The sequence below is a fragment of the Thalassospira lucentensis genome (assembly GCF_032921865.1).
Classification (GTDB): domain Bacteria; phylum Pseudomonadota; class Alphaproteobacteria; order Rhodospirillales; family Thalassospiraceae; genus Thalassospira; species Thalassospira lucentensis_A.
On sequence record NZ_CP136684.1, the window covers coordinates 2,552,186 to 2,570,355 of the forward strand.

General features: G+C 54.4%; 18 protein-coding genes. 12 read left to right on the forward strand and 6 right to left on the reverse strand.

Translation table 11 applies throughout. The annotated features are described in order from the left end of the window. Positions 1-3: 3 nt before the first annotated feature. Both R1T41_RS12355 and R1T41_RS12360 read right to left on the reverse strand, forming a co-directional pair. Positions 4-351, reverse strand: a complete 348-nt coding sequence (locus R1T41_RS12355; protein WP_062952893.1) for a rod-binding protein — start codon at positions 349-351, stop codon at positions 4-6. Beyond that, positions 351-1,493, reverse strand: a complete 1,143-nt coding sequence (locus tag R1T41_RS12360) for a flagellar basal body P-ring protein FlgI (RefSeq protein ID WP_062952892.1) — start codon at positions 1,491-1,493, stop codon at positions 351-353. Before R1T41_RS12360 ends, R1T41_RS12355 begins: the two co-directional genes overlap by 1 nt. 353 nt (positions 1,494-1,846) lie before the next feature. On the opposite strand from R1T41_RS12360, the gene R1T41_RS12365 reads away from it, so the two are divergent. Then, a complete protein-coding gene (locus R1T41_RS12365) occupies positions 1,847-2,290 on the forward strand; it encodes a flagellar assembly protein FliX (protein WP_062961031.1) in 444 nt (147 codons plus the stop codon). Between the two features lie 152 nt (positions 2,291-2,442). After that, positions 2,443-2,862 (forward strand): RNA polymerase-binding protein DksA, encoded by a 420-nt coding sequence (dksA, locus tag R1T41_RS12370; RefSeq protein WP_007092332.1) that lies wholly within the window; start codon positions 2,443-2,445, stop codon positions 2,860-2,862. Positions 2,863-3,103: 241 nt separating this feature from the next. Here the strand turns inward: dksA and flgH are convergent, their stop codons facing one another. The 4 genes from flgH to flgF form a co-directional block, all read right to left on the reverse strand. Then, positions 3,104-3,877 carry a flagellar basal body L-ring protein FlgH gene (gene flgH, locus R1T41_RS12375; RefSeq protein WP_317337293.1) on the reverse strand — a complete coding sequence of 258 codons (774 nt, stop codon included), beginning with the start codon at positions 3,875-3,877 and terminating at the stop codon, positions 3,104-3,106. A 127-nt stretch (positions 3,878-4,004) separates the two neighbouring features. After that, the gene (gene flgA / locus R1T41_RS12380; protein ID WP_231858337.1) at positions 4,005-4,889 is read right to left on the reverse strand and encodes a flagellar basal body P-ring formation chaperone FlgA; all 885 of its coding nucleotides are present in this window, start codon (positions 4,887-4,889) and stop codon (positions 4,005-4,007) included. Positions 4,890-5,112: 223 nt separating this feature from the next. Continuing rightward, positions 5,113-5,898: a flagellar basal-body rod protein FlgG gene (gene flgG / locus R1T41_RS12385; RefSeq protein WP_062952889.1), complete on the reverse strand. Its 786-nt coding sequence runs from the start codon at positions 5,896-5,898 to the stop codon at positions 5,113-5,115. Between the two features lie 69 nt (positions 5,899-5,967). Continuing rightward, positions 5,968-6,729, reverse strand: a complete 762-nt coding sequence (gene flgF, locus R1T41_RS12390; RefSeq protein ID WP_062952888.1) for a flagellar basal-body rod protein FlgF — start codon at positions 6,727-6,729, stop codon at positions 5,968-5,970. Positions 6,730-7,068: 339 nt separating this feature from the next. Here flgF and R1T41_RS12395 point away from each other — a divergent pair, with 339 nt between their 5' ends. The 10 genes from R1T41_RS12395 to R1T41_RS12440 all read left to right on the forward strand — a co-directional run bounded on the left by R1T41_RS12395 (position 7,069) and on the right by R1T41_RS12440 (position 18,132). Further along, positions 7,069-7,602 carry a flagellar basal body-associated FliL family protein gene (locus tag R1T41_RS12395; protein ID WP_062952887.1) on the forward strand — a complete coding sequence of 178 codons (534 nt, stop codon included), beginning with the start codon at positions 7,069-7,071 and terminating at the stop codon, positions 7,600-7,602. A gap of 69 nt (positions 7,603-7,671) precedes the next feature. After that, positions 7,672-8,799: a flagellar motor switch protein FliM gene (gene fliM / locus R1T41_RS12400; RefSeq protein ID WP_062952886.1), complete on the forward strand. Its 1,128-nt coding sequence runs from the start codon at positions 7,672-7,674 to the stop codon at positions 8,797-8,799. After that, positions 8,799-9,446, forward strand: coding sequence for a DUF6468 domain-containing protein (locus R1T41_RS12405; protein WP_317337295.1), 648 nt, complete (start codon positions 8,799-8,801; stop codon positions 9,444-9,446). The genes fliM and R1T41_RS12405 overlap by 1 nt, the downstream gene beginning before the upstream one ends. 151 nt (positions 9,447-9,597) lie before the next feature. Next, positions 9,598-10,329, forward strand: a complete 732-nt coding sequence (locus R1T41_RS12410) for a MotE family protein (RefSeq protein ID WP_062961027.1) — start codon at positions 9,598-9,600, stop codon at positions 10,327-10,329. A gap of 219 nt (positions 10,330-10,548) precedes the next feature. Further along, complete coding sequence (locus tag R1T41_RS12415; protein ID WP_062952883.1) at positions 10,549-10,935, forward strand: response regulator; 387 nt, start codon at positions 10,549-10,551, stop codon at positions 10,933-10,935. A 32-nt stretch (positions 10,936-10,967) separates the two neighbouring features. After that, complete coding sequence (locus tag R1T41_RS12420; protein WP_317337296.1) at positions 10,968-11,618, forward strand: protein phosphatase CheZ; 651 nt, start codon at positions 10,968-10,970, stop codon at positions 11,616-11,618. Between the two features lie 11 nt (positions 11,619-11,629). Then, on the forward strand, positions 11,630-12,478 hold the full coding sequence (locus R1T41_RS12425) for a flagellar motor protein MotB (protein ID WP_062952881.1): 849 nt from the start codon (positions 11,630-11,632) through the stop codon (positions 12,476-12,478). Then, positions 12,478-13,200, forward strand: coding sequence for a flagellar motor protein MotB (locus tag R1T41_RS12430; protein ID WP_062952880.1), 723 nt, complete (start codon positions 12,478-12,480; stop codon positions 13,198-13,200). The genes R1T41_RS12425 and R1T41_RS12430 overlap by 1 nt, the downstream gene beginning before the upstream one ends. Before the next feature lie 2 nt (positions 13,201-13,202). Then, complete coding sequence (locus tag R1T41_RS12435) at positions 13,203-16,727, forward strand: hypothetical protein (RefSeq protein ID WP_317337298.1); 3,525 nt, start codon at positions 13,203-13,205, stop codon at positions 16,725-16,727. A gap of 85 nt (positions 16,728-16,812) precedes the next feature. After that, positions 16,813-18,132 carry an SEL1-like repeat protein gene (locus R1T41_RS12440; protein ID WP_209221377.1) on the forward strand — a complete coding sequence of 440 codons (1,320 nt, stop codon included), beginning with the start codon at positions 16,813-16,815 and terminating at the stop codon, positions 18,130-18,132. Positions 18,133-18,170 lie beyond the last annotated feature (38 nt).

Here is an 18,170-nt window from a genome sequence, read left to right on the forward strand (position 1 = left end):
TCATTATCCTTCCTGCACCTTGAGAATTTCGCGTGTAACGGCATCTGCAATTCCGATGCCACCTGCGCGGGTCATTTCTTTGGCGTATTCGTCAACCAGCAGGGAGCGCATCATGGTCTCGCCGTGACCGCCACCAAACATTTCGTTGGTTTCGATGCCGGCAAACATGTGGCTCAGCATCTGGCCAAGAAACATGGACTCAAATTCTTCACCGGCTTTACGGGCCTGTGCTTCGGTTTTGATGTGACCATCCGTCAACTGGCTGGCACGGCTGGTTACGTTATTTTGTGCGCCATACTGGGCGGAGGCCTGGGCTTGCGCCATCAGGGCGCTGGTGCTGTCGATCATCATCACATCACCTCGATTTCGGCCTGGAGGGCGCCGGACGTTTTGATCGCCTGAAGGATGGTGATCATGTCGCGCGGGCCAACACCAAGACTGTTCAGGCCGTTGACCAGTTCCTGCAGGCTGACGCCACTTTCAAGCACGCCAAGCTGGTTATCCTCGCCTTCATCCACTTCGATATTGGTCCGGTCGACAGTTTCGGTCGTGCCGGTCTGGGAGAACGGGGAAGGTTGCGATACCTGCGGGGTCTCTGTGACGCGGATGGTCAGATTGCCCTGTGCGATTGCAACGCGGTTGATGCGTACATTTTCGCCCATCACGATCGTGCCGGTGTTTTCGTCAATGACGACGCGTGCGATCTGATCCGGTTCGACGCGAAGCTGCTCGATGTCGGTCAAAAGAGCCACAACATCCTGATTGTAGCGTTCCGGAATGTTGATGCGAACGGTGCCCGGGTCGCTTGGACGGGCTGCGACTTCACCAAGATAGGCATTAACGGCTTCGGCGATGCGGCTGGCCGTTGTGAAATCTGGGTTGCGAAGAACAACGGACATGTTCTGCATGGAATTCAGGTTGAAGTCGATTTCGCGCTCAACGATACCGCCATTGGCGATGCGTGCTGATGTCGGAACTCCCTTGACCACAGTCTGCGCATTGCCGCCGGCAGAAAATCCACCAACTGCAAGATTGCCTTGGGCAACAGCGTACACTTCGCCATCCGCGCCCACCATCGGGGTGACAAGAAGCGTACCACCCTGAAGACTTTCGGCGGTGCCGATTGCGCTGATGGAAACATCAAGGCGCGAACCCTGACGAGAGAAGGGAGGCAGGGTGGCGGTGACCATTACTGCCGCGATATTTTCTGAATCAATGTCGTCGATCTGACTGCGTACATTGATACCAAGGCGTTCAAGCATGGCCACAAGGCTTTGGCGGGTGAAGTCGGCATCGCCAAGGTCGTCACCTGTGCCGTTCAGGCCGACAACAAGGCCGTAACCGACCAGCATGTTGTCACGAACGCCTTCGAAGTCCGCGATATCCTTGATACGCGACTGGGCATTCGCCGGAGCAACCTGCATCAGGGCAACCATGCCAAGAATGCCAAGTACTGCTGCCTTCACTACATATTTGCCAAGACCTGTGATCATATTCTTTGTTCCGCTTCCGGGGATGGGAGCCATCCGATACAATTCGGAAACCACTTCTGCGAAAACCGTGCCAGATGACAGAAAGCGGTCGCTTTGGATCGTGGATTGCGCAAGTTGCCGGAAAATCGGTGCTTGTTTGATGCGCAGAAGAGCTGCACGGCGATAGAAGCATGACGACCCGGCATTTTTTTCCCGTTGCGCCAGGCTGCGCTTTGGGGGAGACTTGATCCGGCCCGGTTCACTGTCAAAAGGCTATCCGGATCGGGCCTACGAGCTTTGCAGTGTAGATTGACATTACCAAGGCTGCAGGTTCGACCCGGGAAAGCTTACCACATAGCAGGCGGAAGTTAAAAATGAAGGTCAGCGGATCCAAGGCAACAGGTACAAACAGCACGTCACGCAAGAAAACATCTGGCGGTGGCGGTGCTGGTGGTTTTGCCGATGCCATTCGCTCCCTCGATTCCAGCGGCGGAGCAAGCGGAGCCGGTGGTGTGCATAGTGCGGGCACTGTCAGTGCGCTTGATGCCCTGCTGGCTTTGCAGCAAAGTGGTGATGCGCTTGACTCCCCGAAAAAACACGCGGTTCTAAGGGCTGAAAGTCTGCTTGAGCAGCTTGAGGGAGTGCGTGACGCGCTGCTGAGCGGGACTTTGCCTGCCAACCGGTTGCGCCAGCTTGTCGGGCTGCTGGATCAACAACGCGAAAACATTTCCGATCCGGCTCTTTCTTCTGTGCTGGACGAGATTGATCTGCGTGCGCAGGTGGAACTGGCAAAGCTTGAGGTTTCGGGATTAGCTTGAAATCAGCGGTTTCGAGAATGATTTTGGTCGTGAAACCCAAGGTTTCGAAGGCTTTCTCACTAATTCAGATTTATTTGTTCAATCAGCTTGCACCCATTGCGCGCGCCCTCTATATTGCCGCGCGTTCGATGAGTCCTGTATAGAGGGCGTACATGACTATCACGCTACCACCAGACTATCGTCCTGCTGAGGACGAAGAGTTTATGAACCCGCGCCAGCGGGAATATTTCCGGCAGAAGCTTTTGGCCTGGCGGGCTGAACTGCTGCAAGAATCTTCGGAAACATTAGCGAGCCTGCAGGATGGCGGGGGACTTCAGGAACCGGATCTGACCGACCGTGCTTCGGCCGAAACAGATCGGGCCTTGGAACTCCGCACTCGTGACAGGGCGCGTAAGCTGATTTCAAAAATTGATGCTGCTTTGCGTCGAATTGAAGACGGATCATATGGTTACTGCGAAGAAACCGACGAGCCGATCAGCCTTAAAAGACTTGAAGCTCGTCCGATTGCGACCCTGAGCATTGAAGCCCAGGAACGCCACGAACGGATGGAGCGCACTCGCCGCGACGACTGATCGCGTCGGGAACAAACAAGGGTCGCGCTTGCGTAGATCCGGCCAAAAGGCAAAAGCCAAGGCTCTGTGGGGGAATACTGGTTAGGGATAACCAAAATCAAAGGTCCGGTTGCGATGCGCAGCCGGACCTTTTTTCTTTTCGGCATGTCTGGGAACAATAAAACCGGCCTTCGGGAAGGCCGGTTTTGATTGATGGGGACTGCCTGCGGAAACCCAGGAAAATGCAGGCGATCAGGTTTGGTCAGAAGGGCAGGATGACATCCATGATTTCGCTGCCGTAGCGCGGCTGTTGAACATCGGAAATCGTACCGCGCCCACCGTAAGAAATACGTGCTTCGGCGATTTTGTCATATTCGACTTCGTTAGCGGAACTGATGTCGGCTGCGCGGATAACGCCCGCGATCTGAACTTCGCGAACTTCGCTGTTCACCCGGATTTCCTGACGGCCATGAATGACATAGTTGCCGTTCGGAAGAACCTGAATAACGATGGCTGCTACACGCAGATCAATTGCTTCGTTACGGTCAAGCGTGCCACTGCCTCTGTTGGATGTCGCGCTGTCCATATCGAACATTGACGACGGGTTGATCGTTTCCGGCAATACTTTGGTGAATTCAGACTCGAGGCCGAAAAGGTTCGGTACTGCAAGGTCCTCGCTATTGGTGCGCGACCGTGCGGTTGTGTTGGCCAAGGCGGCACTATCCTGCATGTCTACGACAACTGTCAGGATGTCACCGACCTGGTTGGCGCGCTGATCCTTGAAGAATGAGCGCGCACCGGACCGCCAAAGCGAGTTCGGGTTGCTTTCCGCGACCTGCGGGGCCGGCATTGGCAGGCTCACCGGTCGGTAGGTCTCGGATTGGGTTGGGTTATCGATTGCCGACAGTTTTGGTGCTTCGCCAACTTCGGAAAGACGCTTCATGGCATTGCAGCCAGAAAGCAGCGCTGTTGCACCAACCAAACTGGTTACGAGCACCAGACGGCGAATCGAAATCTGGAAATGATTACCGGGCATTTATTCCTCCTGGGATTCCTGCCGGTAATTACGCAATCCTCGTGCCAGATTTCTTGGGTGATTAGGGCAAAGCTTGCCGGGTGTGCAAGTCTTTGAATTTGATCGGGATTGGTTGGTAATTATCTCGTTACTGCGACATTGCGGGCAGGGCGCGAACCTCATTCTCGGCAACAACTTCCACCTGAATGGTTTTGTTGCTGGTCATGTTCATGACGCGAATGACTGATCCTTTTGCACCATCTTCCAGGGCCTTGCCCCGCGCCGTCAGGGACATATTTTCTGTCACCAGCCGGATTGTGACCAGTGCCCCGCGCCTGACCAGGATCGGATTGGAAAAATCGCGAAACATCAGGGGTTCGTCGGGTTTGACCGGGCGTAATGCTTCCTTGCCGACGACATCATCAATGTCACTGATGGTACCGGCCGGAAGACGCTCGGTCCGGATATTCCTGTATTCAACCTGATCGGGGCGGACGACAGCGCCCCGCCGGATTGGTTCCACAACAACCGGTATCTGGGCCAGCGGGAAATATCTGCCGCTCATACGGTAGGTGCGGCGCTGCGCGGTTTGCGAACCGGTTGTGACATTCGCGATAAACCGGTTGGTTCGCTGGTTGACATCCAATCCGGTAATTTCGACTGCGGCCGGGACGTCAACAGGCAGGTGGATTTGAAATGTTTCGCCCGACAGGTCAACATTAAAGGGGGGCTTTATACCGTGATCAACGAGGGCATCTTTGATGGCATCGGCAATCTCGTCTATCGAGATTGTCTGGCTGGCACGTGTGATCACGATCTGGTCGGCTGCTGTGCGCGGGCGCCATTGCACCTTGTGTCGTTGGGCAATTCCATAAAGCCAGCGATAATCAAGAACGGTTTGACGTCCCGGTTGCGGAGAGTGGGCGACAGGAATGTCGCTTTGTTCAAGGTCGATGCCGCTGAAAATATCCCCCAGGGTTACATATTGCCCCTCAACGATCGCATCCGGACGCAACAGGATATTTACATCCATTTCCCGTGTGCCGGATGATGATTGTGCGTGCGGCTGTCCGGGATTGCTAAGCAACACCGGGAGCAGCAATGCAAGGATAGGGAATATTTGCTGTATTTTCATGCGACGACCATAGCACGGAACTGTGTAAATCGCGTAAATGCAGTTTACGCGGGTAACCGGTTTTTCGGTTACCCGCGCAATTTCTGTCCGAACAGTCCTGTTATCCCTGAGACGAACCGAATTAACGCAGGTTACTGACCGCGCTCATCATTTCGTCCGTGGTCGAAATCGATTTCGAGTTCATTTCGTAAGCGCGCTGTGCCTTGATCAGGTTGGTGATTTCCTGAACCACGTTGACGTTTGACGATTCCAGATAACCCTGTTGGAGGGTACCAAAGCCAACCCCGCCGGGAACCCCGGTTGCCGGGTTACCGGAAGCCTCGGTTTCAAGGAACAGGTTGTCACCCAAAGCGTCAAGACCTGCCGGATTGATGAAGGTGGCGAGCTGGATCTGACCTAGGTTCTGAAGTGCAACCTGACCATCGATTTCTGCAAATACTTCACCAGATGTATTGATTGTAACAGAGGTTGCATTGTCCGGCACAGTGATGCCGGGCTGCACGGCAAAGCCGTCTTTGGTGACAAGCTGGCCATCGGCGTCGAGTTTCAGTGTACCATCCCGGGTATAGGCCGTTTCACCGCTTGGCAAATCAATCTGCAAATAGCCGCGGCCCTGAATGGCAACATCAAGTTCGTTTTCGGTGAGTGTCAGTGTGCCTTGTCCCATATAGCGGCCAATTGCGGCAGTTTTTACGCCGAGACCAACCTGGATGCCAACGGGGACAATTGTGCCGGTATCCGACGATGGAGACCCGGCGCGACGCAGGTCCTGATAGAGCAGATCCTGAAATTCAGCGCGCTGGCGTTTGTAGCCGGTTGTGGTCATGTTGGCGATGTTGTGCGAGGTCACATCCACGTTGGTGGACTGTGCCTGCATGCCAAGGGCTCCAATATCAAGTGACCGCATCTTCTGTCTCCTGGGTCTGCGCCGACGGCGCATTTGAATTCTTTATTTCGGGGCGAGGGTCCCGGTTAATCAGGCGCGAACATCGCCCAGTTTGCTGATCATGTTGCGTTGACGTTCGTTCTCGCTCTCGAGTGACCGCGTCACGGACTGGTAGGTGCGCAACACATCAATCATCTGGGTCATCGAACTGATCGGATTGACGTTGGATTTTTCCAGAGCACCCTGAACGACGCCGGGATTGTCAACCGGCTGGGCGCCATCGGGATCATTCGGATTGTCCTTGACGACGCTGTAAAGCGAGCTGCCGGTTACATTCATTTCCTGAACGTTGTCGAAAGTAACGACCTGCAGCTTGCCAATCTGGCCAATGTCGGTCGAGATACTGCCGTCACCCTTGATTTCGATCAGATTGTCGGCTTCGTTAAAGAAGATCGGTTGACCGGCATCACTCAGGACCGGGTACCCTTCATTGGTAATCAGCTGACCGCCCGGATCGAGGCTGAAATTGCCATTCCGGGTATATTGGGTGCCGCTTGGTGTCTGGACGGCAAAGAACATATCCGGCTGGCTCAATGCGACGTCTAGCGGTCGTTCGGTATTTTCAATATTACCCACGCGTGTATCGCGGAATTGCGCGATATCCTGGACAAGCGAGATTTCACGCTCGCCCCGGAACGGCGCATCCTTGTTCTTCGCGATCCAGTCCGTGAACATCATTTTCTCTTCCTTGTACCCGGTCGTGTTCATGTTCGCCAGGTTCTGGGAGATGTTGTTCATCATGCTGCGAAGCGTCTTTTGGCGCGACAAAGCGATGTAGGTAACGTTTTCCATATTCTCAGTTTCCCAAATCGGGTCAGTGATCTGGGCAAGCTATCTGCGAAAGGTGTGCCAGTTGATATAACATATTGAAATTAGGGAAATAATTTGGGGGCGGCATTTGTTGCCCTGCGGAAAGGTTTGGCTTTTTGGAAGAACTTGCCGTGCTATCAGGTTGGGTTGGTCCCTGGAAGGGGTGGCAACCCTAGGTCCGTATATTAGATTAATAACCATGCCCGCTATTCTGTTGGATGCGGGAAACGGAATTTTAACGTCGAGGCGTTATGCCTCATCATTCCGGCATAGTGTTTGCTGGACATTGTAACGGGTGTGAAGACGGGATAGTGCAGGCCGATGGGTGATGATGTCGACGAAATAGAAATGGATGGTGGCGGCGGGCGCAGTAAAAAGCTGCTCGTTGTTGTTATCTTGCTGGTATTATTGCTTTTGGGTGGTGCTGCGGCTGCGTATTTTACCGGGCTTTTGCAGCCGGTGATTGATATGCTTACCGGTGGTGGAGGCACGCAGACCGAGGAAGTCATTTCGGAAAGCGCAATTGAGGAAGCACCGGGAGTTCCGGAAAATGTCGGCTTTGTTGATCTTCCTGAAATTCTGGTGAACCTCAATGCCGGTGGTGGCAAGCAAAGCTATCTTAAAATACGTGTCAGTCTGGAAGTGGCCGATCAGGCCATGTTGCCGCAGATCGAACAGATGATGCCGCGTATTGTCGACAACTTTCAGGTTTATCTTCGCGAGTTGCGCCCAGAAGACCTGGCCGGATCCGAGGGGATGTTCCGCCTGCGCGAGGAATTGCTGATCCGGGTTAGTGCCGCCGCCAAGCCGGCAAAAATTAACGACGTTCTGTTCAAGGAAATGCTGGTACAATAGGGTGCCGGCGACAATGCCAGAGCTACCATCAAGAAGGTAACGGGCCAAAGAGCCAGGGACAAATCGCCGATGGCAGATGAAGATGATGATGACGCACTCGCCGCCGAATGGGAAGCCATGGCCGGTGGTGACGAGGATGGAGATGACGGCGGCGAGGATATGGCCGCCGAATGGGAATCCATGCTTGGTGACGAAGATGGCGGTGGCGAAGACGAAGATGTCGGCCCCGGATCCGCGCGTGTTCTGAACCAGGACGAAATTGACAGTCTTCTGGGCTTTGATGACGGATCAGGCTCAGGCGACCAGTCAGGTATTCAGGCGATCATCAACTCATCAATGGTCGCCTATGAACGCTTGCCGATGCTCGAAGTTGTTTTCGACCGGCTGGTCCGCATGATGTCAACTTCGTTGCGTAACTTTACATCGGATAACGTCGAAGTGTCGCTCGATAACATCCTGTCGCTACGCTTCGGGGACTATCTGAACTCGATCCCGTTGCCCGCGATGCTGGGTGTTTTCAAGGCCGAGGAATGGGATAACTATGGGCTGCTGACGGTCGACTCAGCGCTGATTTATTCAATCGTGGACGTGTTGCTTGGCGGGCGTCGCGGGACTGCAGCAATGCGTATCGAAGGGCGTCCCTATACCACGATTGAACGCAACCTTGTTGAGCGAATGATTCATGTGGTTCTTGGGGATCTGTCGGCTGCGTTTGATCCGCTGAGCCCGGTGACGTTCCGGTTCGAACGCCTTGAAACCAACCCGCGTTTTGCGACCATTGCACGACATGCCAACGCCGCCATCGTGGCGAAGCTGCGCATTGATATGGAAGATCGTGGTGGTCGTCTGGAACTGCTGATCCCATATGCAACACTGGAGCCGGTTCGTGAACTGTTGCTTCAGATGTTCATGGGGGAAAAGTTCGGTCGTGACTCGATTTGGGAAAACCATCTGGCGAACGAGTTGTGGCAAACCCACGTCAACCTTCTTGCCGTACTTGATGAACAGATCATGTCGCTGGGTGATGTGATTAATCTGGAAGTTGGCAACCGTTTGGTTCTTAATACCAGTCCGACGTCGCCTGTCGAGGTTCGGTGCGGCGATGTGCCCCTGTTCAAGGGGATGATGGGGCGCAAGGGGGACAGGATCGCGATCCAGGTACGTGACCGGGCGCGGCATAATGAGGAAGACAGTTGATGGACTATGCCATCTATCTTGATCTGGTAATGATTGTCCTGCTTGTGGCAACAATCATATATGCCATGATCCTCAGCCGTCGTTTGGCGGCCTTCCGCCGTAATCGTGAGGAAATGCAGAATTTTTTGACGGCTTTCAACGCTGCCAACGAACGTGCTGAAGTATCGATCCGCGCATTAAAGGAAATGGCAGAGCAATCCGGTGAAAAACTGCGCGAGGATATTGAAAAGGCAAATGCGCTGAACGAAGATCTTTCTTTCATGGTCGACCGTGGAGAAAGCATTGCCAACCGGCTGGAAAAGGCGGCAAGCGATGCCAATGCAACCCGGCGTGGCGGCGGCGGGGCAAAGTTTGCCGGGGCAGGAAATTCCGCCGGACATGAACGCAGTGATATGGTTGACGACCGGCAGGGTGTCGAAACCCGTGCCGAAGAACTTGCCGCCCGTCTGATGCGTGATGTCGAACGCGGCACGGGACCGACAGCGTCTTCGCCAGCCGAACCGTCAGGTGACAGATATGGTTCAGGTGCGCGTTCTGGCGGATCATCCGTACCGGAAACTGCGACCGATCCTTACGGGCAGGATGAGGATGCGGGCCGGTCGGAAGCCGAACGCGAACTTCTTGCCGCGTTACGTTCTGTTCGGTAAGGGCGCATCTGTATCGAGAAACAGATAAGATCGTTATGTTTGCGGAAAAACAGGATTGGCGTCTTTTTTCGACAAATTTGGTACCTACCTGTTAGTATATGATTTGAAATTCAATGTGGACGCGAAAGCGTTCCGTCTACCGGGTGAATGAATGTCTGCTGTGCGTATCCTGCCGTTGGTGGTCGTAGTCGGTTTTATCGTTTTGACGGTCAAAATCGTCGGGCTGTTTTCGGATGAACCGAAAGGCAATGACGCCACTGATGCCTCCGGTGTCAGTGTGATGCAGGTTGCGCGTGCGCAGGCCCAGGAGCAGCCGGCACCAGCAACCGACCCGGCGACCACGGAAGGGACTCCGGGCCCTGGACTGGACGATCCTCTGGGGATGATGGAAGGCGACGGTGCTTCCGGTCTGCCTGAAGATGCGGGTGATACTCCGCCGATGCTTGGCGGGGACCCGACCCTGTTTACCCAAGAAGAGATCGATCTTTTGCAGAACCTGTCCGTCCGGCGTTCAGAGCTGGATCGCAAAGAGCAGCGCCTTGATGAACGCGAGAGCCTGCTGGCAGCCGCCGAAGCCCGGATTGACGCCAAGATCGAGGAAATGAAATCGCTGAAAACGGCCATCGAAGGTTTGGTCGAGACGAAGGAAGAGCAGGAAAACGAACGGATCACCAAGCTGATCAGCGTTTATGAAAAAATGAAACCAAAGGATGCCGCTCGCATCTGGAACGATCTTGATATGGATATATTGTTGCAGGTCGCACTTGGCATGCGCGAGGCAAATACTGCCGCTGTTCTTGCTGAAATGTCCGCAGACCGCGCCCGTGCCCTGACAACAGAACTGGCCTACAAGCAGGATATCAACATGTTGCCGCTTCAATAATACCTAATATGCAGCTTCGGGTAAAATCCCGTCTGTATCAAAGGCTGTCAGCCGGGGATTATTCAAGCATCATCAACATGATGGACGTTATTAGGGAATTGTGAAAAGCCTTGATTAACCATTGTTAAATAGGTACATCACGATTATAGGGGCCTTACCCTTATGCACAGGGAATACAGGGGTAAGGGTGAGAGATTTGATAGCATGATGGAGTGGTGAATGGCCGTCGATCCGAATATGCCGATCCTGATTGTGGATGACTACAAAACCATGTTGCGTATCATCCGCAATCTCCTGCGGCAGCTGAACTTTACCAATATCGAAGAAGCGACGGATGGCAGCATGGCGTTGCGCAAACTGCGCGAAAAGCCGTTCAGCCTTGTAATTTCCGACTGGAACATGGAGCCGATGACCGGTCTTCAGCTTCTGAAGGAAGTTCGCGCTGATACAAAGCTGAAGGATCTGCCCTTCATCATGATCACCGCTGAGGCGAAAACCGAAAACGTTGTCATGGCAAAAAAAGCCGGCGTTTCGAATTATATCGTCAAGCCGTTCAACGCAGAGACGTTGAAGGGCAAACTCACCACCGTTATCGGTGAGTTCTGATTAGGGGCGCGGGGCATTAGTCCCGCGATACCATGATGTCCAAAACGTCCAAAGACGAACTGCGGCAATTGTTGCTGGACCTGAAGGCGCGCCTTGATGGTGACGAGCTTAAGGTCGAACAATTGTCCGATCTGATGGATCAGCTTTCCCGCTTTGTGTCGGAAGGTGACAAGCCATCGGATGACCAGAAACGCCTGTTTGGTGAATTGGATGAACTTTCGGGCATCATTCGCAAGATGAAATCCGAAATCGCATCTTTGCGGCCGGACGATATCAAGGCGGAATATATCCCCAATGCCACGGACGAGCTCGACGCGATTGTCGATGCGACAGCCGGGGCAACGCATGAAATCCTTGATGCGATGGATACGCTTGAGGAGTTCGCGGCAACTCTACCCCCCGAGCAGGCGGAAATCGTTACCAGTGCAACGATGCGTGTTTACGAAGCCTGTAACTTCCAGGATATCACAGGTCAACGTACCACCAAGGTGATCAAGGCCCTGAAATCTATTGAGGAACGGGTCGAAGGACTGGTCAAGGCATTTGGTGACGAGATTGCCAAATACGCCGCGTCCAATCCCCGGAAGAAGAAGGAACCCGAAGGCGAAGCGGCCTTGCTGAACGGGCCGCAGCTCGACGGTAAAGGTGTCTCGCAGGCTGACATCGACGCGATGTTTAGCTAAATGGGACGGTTATGGCGGAAATAGAGGACGACGGACCAAGACCACCAAGCCCGCCTACAAACGGGGCGGTTGCGCTGTTCCTCGCTCTCTATCTGCTGCTGCTGGCTTTCTTTATCCTGCTGAATACCATTTCGACCTTCGAGGAAGTCAAAACCCGCGAAGTTCAGGAAAGCCTCTCTTCGGCCTTCGCCGCCATTCTGCCACCGACCACCAGCCTGCAAACCGTCACCTCAATCGAGGGACCGGTTGTTGCGGCCGAAGATACCCAGGACAAACTGGGTTCCCTGTTCCAGACTGCAATCAAGGTTGTTCGTGTTCAGGTCATCCAGCCGGGCACGCTGATGGAAGTCATCATGCATGTCGAACAACTGTTTGATCCAAATTCCATTTTGATCCGAGAACGCCAGAACGAATTCATGGACCAGCTTGCAGAAGTGCTGGCCGATGAAAGCGGTTATGCGTCTTATGAGATGGAAATGGTGATGGGCAGCGAAGTCGGGTCAAAGGGAACCGTCGAGATTGAAAACAATCTTCAGATCGGTCGCGCAGGGGCGTTTGCCCGGGACCTGATTGATCGCGGTGCACCTGAAAACAATCTTTATGTCGGTATTGATCCCGGGGCTGATCCGTTCATCGTCACCTTCCGCTTTTTCTGGGATTTCGGCCCGAAAGAGCCACCTGTTCCGATTACGACACCAGCGCAATCGGATAGCACGGATAACGGCGCGATACCTGCTCCGGCATCAAGTGGTACGGGAAATGGAAATAGTGGCAAAATGCTGATCCCGCTTCCGGGGGGCAATCGACCGGGAATTAACGCGCCCATTCCGTTGGCTCCGCAAACGGGGGGGAATGGCTGATGGACGAGATGAAGCGTAATGATAGTCCGAAGGGGCCGCCGCCGTGGATGCTAAGCCTTGCGGATCTGATTTCGCTGTTGCTGACATTCTTTGTGATGTTGTTCGCCATGTCCAAGGTCAAAATTGACCGTTGGGACGAGGTCGTCGACTCTTTGTCGCAATCAATCAAGCCATCCCCGGTCGAAGAGAGTGATGAACCAACCGCGCAGCTGAACATTCCACGGGTCTATCGCAAACCTGCGATGAACCTTGATTACCTCAGCGCCGTGATTGATGACGCGATTGATGACAACGATGTTCTGGGCGACGCCACACTTAGTCGTGATGCTGACAAACTTGTCATTTCTTTGCCGGGCGATATCCTGTTTATCAGTGGTAGTTCCGATATGACGGATAAGGCCCGTCAGGCTTTGTTTGTTCTAGGTGGCGTCCTGAGGAATATCGGAAACCGGATTGGCGTTCAGGGGCATACTGATCCCCGACCGGTCAGCGGGCGGGGCCTTTATGCCTCCAACTGGGAACTTTCCCTTGCCCGTGCTGCTGCCGTTGCCAACGAACTTAAAAGATCCGGTTACACGGATTACATAAATATTTACGGATTTGCGGCATCAAGATACGACCAGCTTCCGATTATGGCAGACGAGCAGGCACGTTTTACAATGGCTCGTCGGGTCGACATTGTGATTGAACCCCATAGCGGAAGCGGGATCGGAGGTTCGTAAGAATGCTTTTGGTCGTAGCGCGTCTCCTGCTGGCTGCCGTTATTGTGGTAGCCGGTCTGGCAGTATTGCCGGTCATGGTAACGCGCCCCGCACTCGCCCAGGCGGCAGATCCGGTGATCATCCGCTCGGGCGCACATAGTGGCTATGGACGTATCGTTCTGCAATGGAACAAGCCCGTCAATTACACCGCTGAAATCATCGGTGATCAACTTGTCGTGCGTTTTGACCAGCCGCTTGTTGCCTCAATGCGTGGGGTTCTCGGACCTGTTTCCGACTATGTGAGTGACGGTTTTTTTGATCCTGACGGACGTACTGTTGCTTTTGTTCTGCGTGACGATTTTGAAGCCCGGGTTTTTAATGTCGGGAACAATGTGGTTCTTGATATTCTGGATAAACCAGCCCCAGCCCCCGTACAGCCTGCATCGCCGGAACCGACACCACCCCGTCCGGCACCCAACCCCTCGGCCGAAGTTGCATCCGAACCGTTGCCCACGCCGCAAGCCCGACCAAACACGTCATCGGCACCAGAGGCTGCGGTCACACCGGCTGCCGCCACACCTGACCTTGAAGTCCGGGTCGGGCGGCATCCAACATTTTATCGACTGGTCTTTGATTGGCCCAATCGTACCGACTACGCGTTAAATGGTGATCAGGGCAACCAGACACTCGCCTTTACCAGTCCTGCCCGTATTGATGCGACTGGCGTGACACGCCGTTTACCCGAAGGGGTCACGCTTCGCCAAAGTGCAACAGATCCCTTATCTGTTGGTATCGAGACCAATCCGCCGCGCGCACTGAGACATTTCAGGTCCGGTAACAAAGTCGTCGTTGATTTGATGGGCGTTCAGGGTGATCCCGCCGATACGGGAGGCCCCGGAACAACGACGGCGACCCGGTCTGCCTCCCCGACGCCATCTGTCCCGGCGGCACCTGCGGCACCACCAGCACCAAGCCAAACTGCATCCGATGCACCATCATCCGTTGGTTCATCGAGTTCCGGCGCGGCTTCAGAAAGCGCATCGGTACCTTCGCCGACCGCACCAACGGATGATCCGATTGCACGCGGACTTTCAGAACAGGCCGGTACGCCGGTTTCGCCAGAGGCCGTTGCGCCGGCGCGAGAAAGCATCGGGACTTTGGAAGTCACGGTGACACAGGACCCGACGAGACTTACACTTGGCTTCCCGTTCGGGCAGCCGGGTGGAGCCGCAATTTGGTCGCGTGCCGGTTTCCTGTGGATGGTGTTTGATGTGCGGGCAAATCTTGATCTTGATGCCGTGCGTCAGGATGCAGCCCAAATCGTCGGCGTCATAGAACAAATCGACAGCCCCTATGCGACGGTGTTGCGCATGACCATCCCGGAAGGGATTGGGCTTTACACCACACCTTCTGAAAACGGCGACTGGAACGTCACCCTTCAGCAAGGAACCATGCAGCCGATAGAACGGTTAGGCCCGTCCATCGAACTGGATAATCAAACACGTGCCCGTCTTGTCGTGCCGCTGATAAATATCAGCCCGACAATTCCTATCGAAGACCCGGAAGTTGGTGATTCGCTGCGTGTCGTGCCAACCCGCGAGATGGGTTACGGTATCGAGACGGCATTGCGCTATCCCGATTTCGAAGTTCTGCCGTCCGTCCAGGGGGTGGTTGTTGCCCCCGTCAACGAAACCGTCCAGGTTACCAATCGCGATGATGGTCAGGCTGTTGTGGTGACGGCGGCGGATGGTTTGAACATTTCGCCGGAAGGTGCCCGTCTTCTGGCTTCTGCGACCGGCGTGCGCGCCCGTGCGGGAGAGGGCCGCGAAGGTCTGATTTTCGAGCTTGATGACTGGCGTCGCGGTGGTCTTGATAATTACAACAAGGCGATCCATCAATTGCGTCGGGAACTGGCGCAAAGCGGTGACGAACACCGCAACAAGGCCCGCCTTGAACTCGCGCAATATTACATGGCCAACGGGTTGGGCCCCGAAGCCGATGCTGTTGCTTCGACCATGGAAGATGACGACCCGCTGATTGCACAGAAACTGCAATTCCGCGCCCTCAAGGCGGCGATCAAATTCCTTGACCGAGAATATGATGAGGCAGCTCGTCTGCTGGAGGACGAGCGCCTTCGCGCCATTCCCGAAATGCAATTGTGGCGAGCGGTCACATCGGCCGCACGCGGTCGACCTAACGATGGTGCGCGGGACCTTCTTGAAAGCGTGCATATCCTTGATAATTATCCGCCGGAACTGCTGTCGCGACTGGGGCCACTTGCTGCGGAACAGGCTCTGATCGTCGGTAATCCCGAAGCAGGCATGGACCTGATCGAAAAAATGCTTGTGGCCAAGGGGCTTGGTGAAAGCAAGATCAAGGATGTCGAATATCTGAAAGGCATCTTTGAAGAAGAAGCCGGCGAGTTCGAACAGGCCGTCGCCACGTGGGACGAGGTTGCCGAAGGCGACAATCGCAAGGCACGCGCGCATGCCATTTTTGATCGCACCGAACTTTTGATGCGTCTTGAACGTTTGACCCTTGATGACGCCATCGAGCAACTGGAAAAGCTGCGCTTTGCGTGGCGCGGGGATGGCTTCGAAATGGCGCTGTTGCGCCGTTTGGGCGAATTGCAGATCAAAAACAAGCAATATCGCGAAGGGTTGAATACCTTGCGTCAGGCGGCAATTTTCTTCCCCAATAGTCCGTCGGCGACAGAAGTTACCGACATGATGCATGACACGTTCGAATCGATTTATCTTGGTGACGAGATCAATAATATTTCAGCTATCAAGGCGGTTGCGCTGTATGACGAGTTCCGCGAACTGACACCGGCAGGCGAAAAGGGTGACGAACTGATCCGCCGTCTGGCCGACCGTATGGTGGATGTTGAATTGTTTGACCGGGCTGAAACCCTTTTGGAACATCAGGTTGATTTCCGCCTTAACGGCACGGAAAAGGCGCGTGTCGGGGCCAGACTGGCGCTGGTGTATCTGCTTGACAGTAAGCCCGAAGAAACCATTCGCGTGCTTGATAACAGCGAGGTGGCTGGCATGTCTGACGAGCTGGAAACGCAACGCCGGCATCTGCGCGCACGTGCCTTGCTTGATACTGATCGCGGTCCCGAAGCCATGGCATCCCTTGAAGGCGATCTTTCGAAGGATGCGGAATTGCTGCGTGTGGAATATTACCGGGATACCCGTGATTATCTCTCGGCGGCCGAAACCTTCCAGCGTCTCGTTGGTGAGGATCAGGGCAATATGATCGAGAATTTTGGCGACGAACGTGCGCGCTATGTCCTGAACTGGGCAGTTAATCTTGCGATGGGCGGGCAGGAACGGACGCTTAATATGCTCAAACGCCGCTATGGCATTGTCATGGCGCAAAGCCCTTATGCCGAAGCATTTAGCCTGATCACATCAAGCCCGTCTCAAGGTTTGATCGACTACCGGACCCTTGCAAGCAAGGTTGACGAGGTCGAGAGTTTCCAGGGATTTTTGGGCAATTATCGTGATCAGTTGGAAAAGTCGCAGCTTAGTGCTATAAACTAATAGTCATATTTATGTTTTGATTGGATTGGTGCGCCCTTAAGGTGTGAAAATTCAGTCTTTTTCTATTGGTGGAAGCAGTGCTGTGATGGATCGTGCACTTAAAATGGTCTATTACGATGAGGCGAAGGTTGAGCGTGATATCTTCGCGCAGCTTTCGCTTGCGCTCAGGCATTTTCGTGGCGTTGGCATGCCGCGGGATGAGGGCGCCACGCGCAAGATCCTTGACCAGATTCACCGTCAAAGCCGCGCCTTTGCTGCCATCTGCTATGGCTTCATGCGTTCCAAGGGGATCGGTGTTGCCGAGGATCAGGGCGAAGGTGATCAGTGGTACCGCGAGGCAGCTTACTGGTTCCGCGAAGAGGCACTCGGCGGCGAAGGTATTTCGGCCAACAATCTCGGCTATCTGTATGCCAAGGGGCTGGGGGTGCCGGAAAACCCGGAAACTGCGGCCGAATGGTTCGAGCAGGCATCTGAAAACGGATCAATTGCCGCCCTTTATAACCTTGGGGTGTGTTACCTCAATGGATGGGGCGTGGATCAGAGCGACGAGATGGCGGTGGAATATCTGCGCCGCGCGAGCGAGGCCCATGATCCCTCTGCTGCCAGTGTACTTGCCTATCTTTACCTTGAAGGGCGCGGTGTAAAACGCGATCCGTCAAAATCGTTTGAATATAATCTGCGCGCGGCCCGTGCTGGTAGTGTCGAAGCGGCATCTGCTCTTGGCTATGCCCTTGGTGTTGGCTTGGGGGCAGAACGCAATATTGCCGAAAGCATCAGTTGGTTTGAAATGGCCGCGAACGAGGGCGATACCTATGCCCAGGCCAATCTGGCGATGTATTTCTGCCATTCATCCGATTTGAAGCTGTTTAACCGCGGCTGGACAATGTTGATGAATGCGTGTGATCAGGGCGATATTTCTGCCAAATACCAGATGACGCAAATTCTGATTTTTGGTGTTGCGCATCGCGAACCCGATTATGCTGCAGCACTCGATCTTGCGATGGATTTGGCCGAACTCAGCCATCCGGGCGGATATCACCTGATTGGTGTGATGTATGAACATGGCCTTGGCGTGCCGGTTGATATGGTCCGTTCAGCAAGCTGGTATGAACGGGCGGCGCGTAAGGGATCAGCCAATGGGCAGGCTGCCCTGGGACGGCTTTACGCGATTGGTAGCGGGGTCGATCAGGACAATATCATGGCCTATTACTGGCTCAGGATGTCAGCGCCGTCGGCGGGAAGCCAGGCATACCGAGAAATGGAAGCTGTGCGGGCGCGTATGAATGACCGTGAACGCCAGCAGGCCGATCGTTATGTTGCGGATAATCCTGCACCACGTCGTGGCGGCTTTGGCCTGAAGCCGCTTGAAAAGAATGTTTTCAAGACGGGTAAAAGGCCAGTCTGACCTGAAAGCCGTGATAATCAGAAAAGCCGCCTGCTTAT

Coding starts and splice junctions, on each gene's coding strand:
- R1T41_RS12360 (WP_062952892.1), bottom strand. CDS start 1,493: ATGATCACAGGTCTTGGCAAATATGTAGTGAAGGCAGCAGTACTTGGC.
- R1T41_RS12420 (WP_317337296.1), top strand. CDS start 10,968: ATGATGTCCAAAACGTCCAAAGACGAACTGCGGCAATTGTTGCTGGAC.
- R1T41_RS12395 (WP_062952887.1), top strand. CDS start 7,069: ATGGGTGATGATGTCGACGAAATAGAAATGGATGGTGGCGGCGGGCGC.
- flgH (WP_317337293.1), bottom strand. CDS start 3,877: ATGCCCGGTAATCATTTCCAGATTTCGATTCGCCGTCTGGTGCTCGTA.
- R1T41_RS12430 (WP_062952880.1), top strand. CDS start 12,478: ATGGACGAGATGAAGCGTAATGATAGTCCGAAGGGGCCGCCGCCGTGG.
- R1T41_RS12440 (WP_209221377.1), top strand. CDS start 16,813: ATGGATCGTGCACTTAAAATGGTCTATTACGATGAGGCGAAGGTTGAG.
- R1T41_RS12435 (WP_317337298.1), top strand. CDS start 13,203: ATGCTTTTGGTCGTAGCGCGTCTCCTGCTGGCTGCCGTTATTGTGGTA.
- fliM (WP_062952886.1), top strand. CDS start 7,672: ATGGCAGATGAAGATGATGATGACGCACTCGCCGCCGAATGGGAAGCC.
- dksA (WP_007092332.1), top strand. CDS start 2,443: ATGACTATCACGCTACCACCAGACTATCGTCCTGCTGAGGACGAAGAG.
- flgF (WP_062952888.1), bottom strand. CDS start 6,729: ATGGAAAACGTTACCTACATCGCTTTGTCGCGCCAAAAGACGCTTCGC.
- R1T41_RS12365 (WP_062961031.1), top strand. CDS start 1,847: ATGAAGGTCAGCGGATCCAAGGCAACAGGTACAAACAGCACGTCACGC.
- R1T41_RS12410 (WP_062961027.1), top strand. CDS start 9,598: ATGTCTGCTGTGCGTATCCTGCCGTTGGTGGTCGTAGTCGGTTTTATC.
- flgG (WP_062952889.1), bottom strand. CDS start 5,898: ATGCGGTCACTTGATATTGGAGCCCTTGGCATGCAGGCACAGTCCACC.
- R1T41_RS12355 (WP_062952893.1), bottom strand. CDS start 351: ATGATGATCGACAGCACCAGCGCCCTGATGGCGCAAGCCCAGGCCTCC.
- flgA (WP_231858337.1), bottom strand. CDS start 4,889: ATGGATGTAAATATCCTGTTGCGTCCGGATGCGATCGTTGAGGGGCAA.
- R1T41_RS12415 (WP_062952883.1), top strand. CDS start 10,549: ATGGCCGTCGATCCGAATATGCCGATCCTGATTGTGGATGACTACAAA.
- R1T41_RS12405 (WP_317337295.1), top strand. CDS start 8,799: ATGGACTATGCCATCTATCTTGATCTGGTAATGATTGTCCTGCTTGTG.
- R1T41_RS12425 (WP_062952881.1), top strand. CDS start 11,630: ATGGCGGAAATAGAGGACGACGGACCAAGACCACCAAGCCCGCCTACA.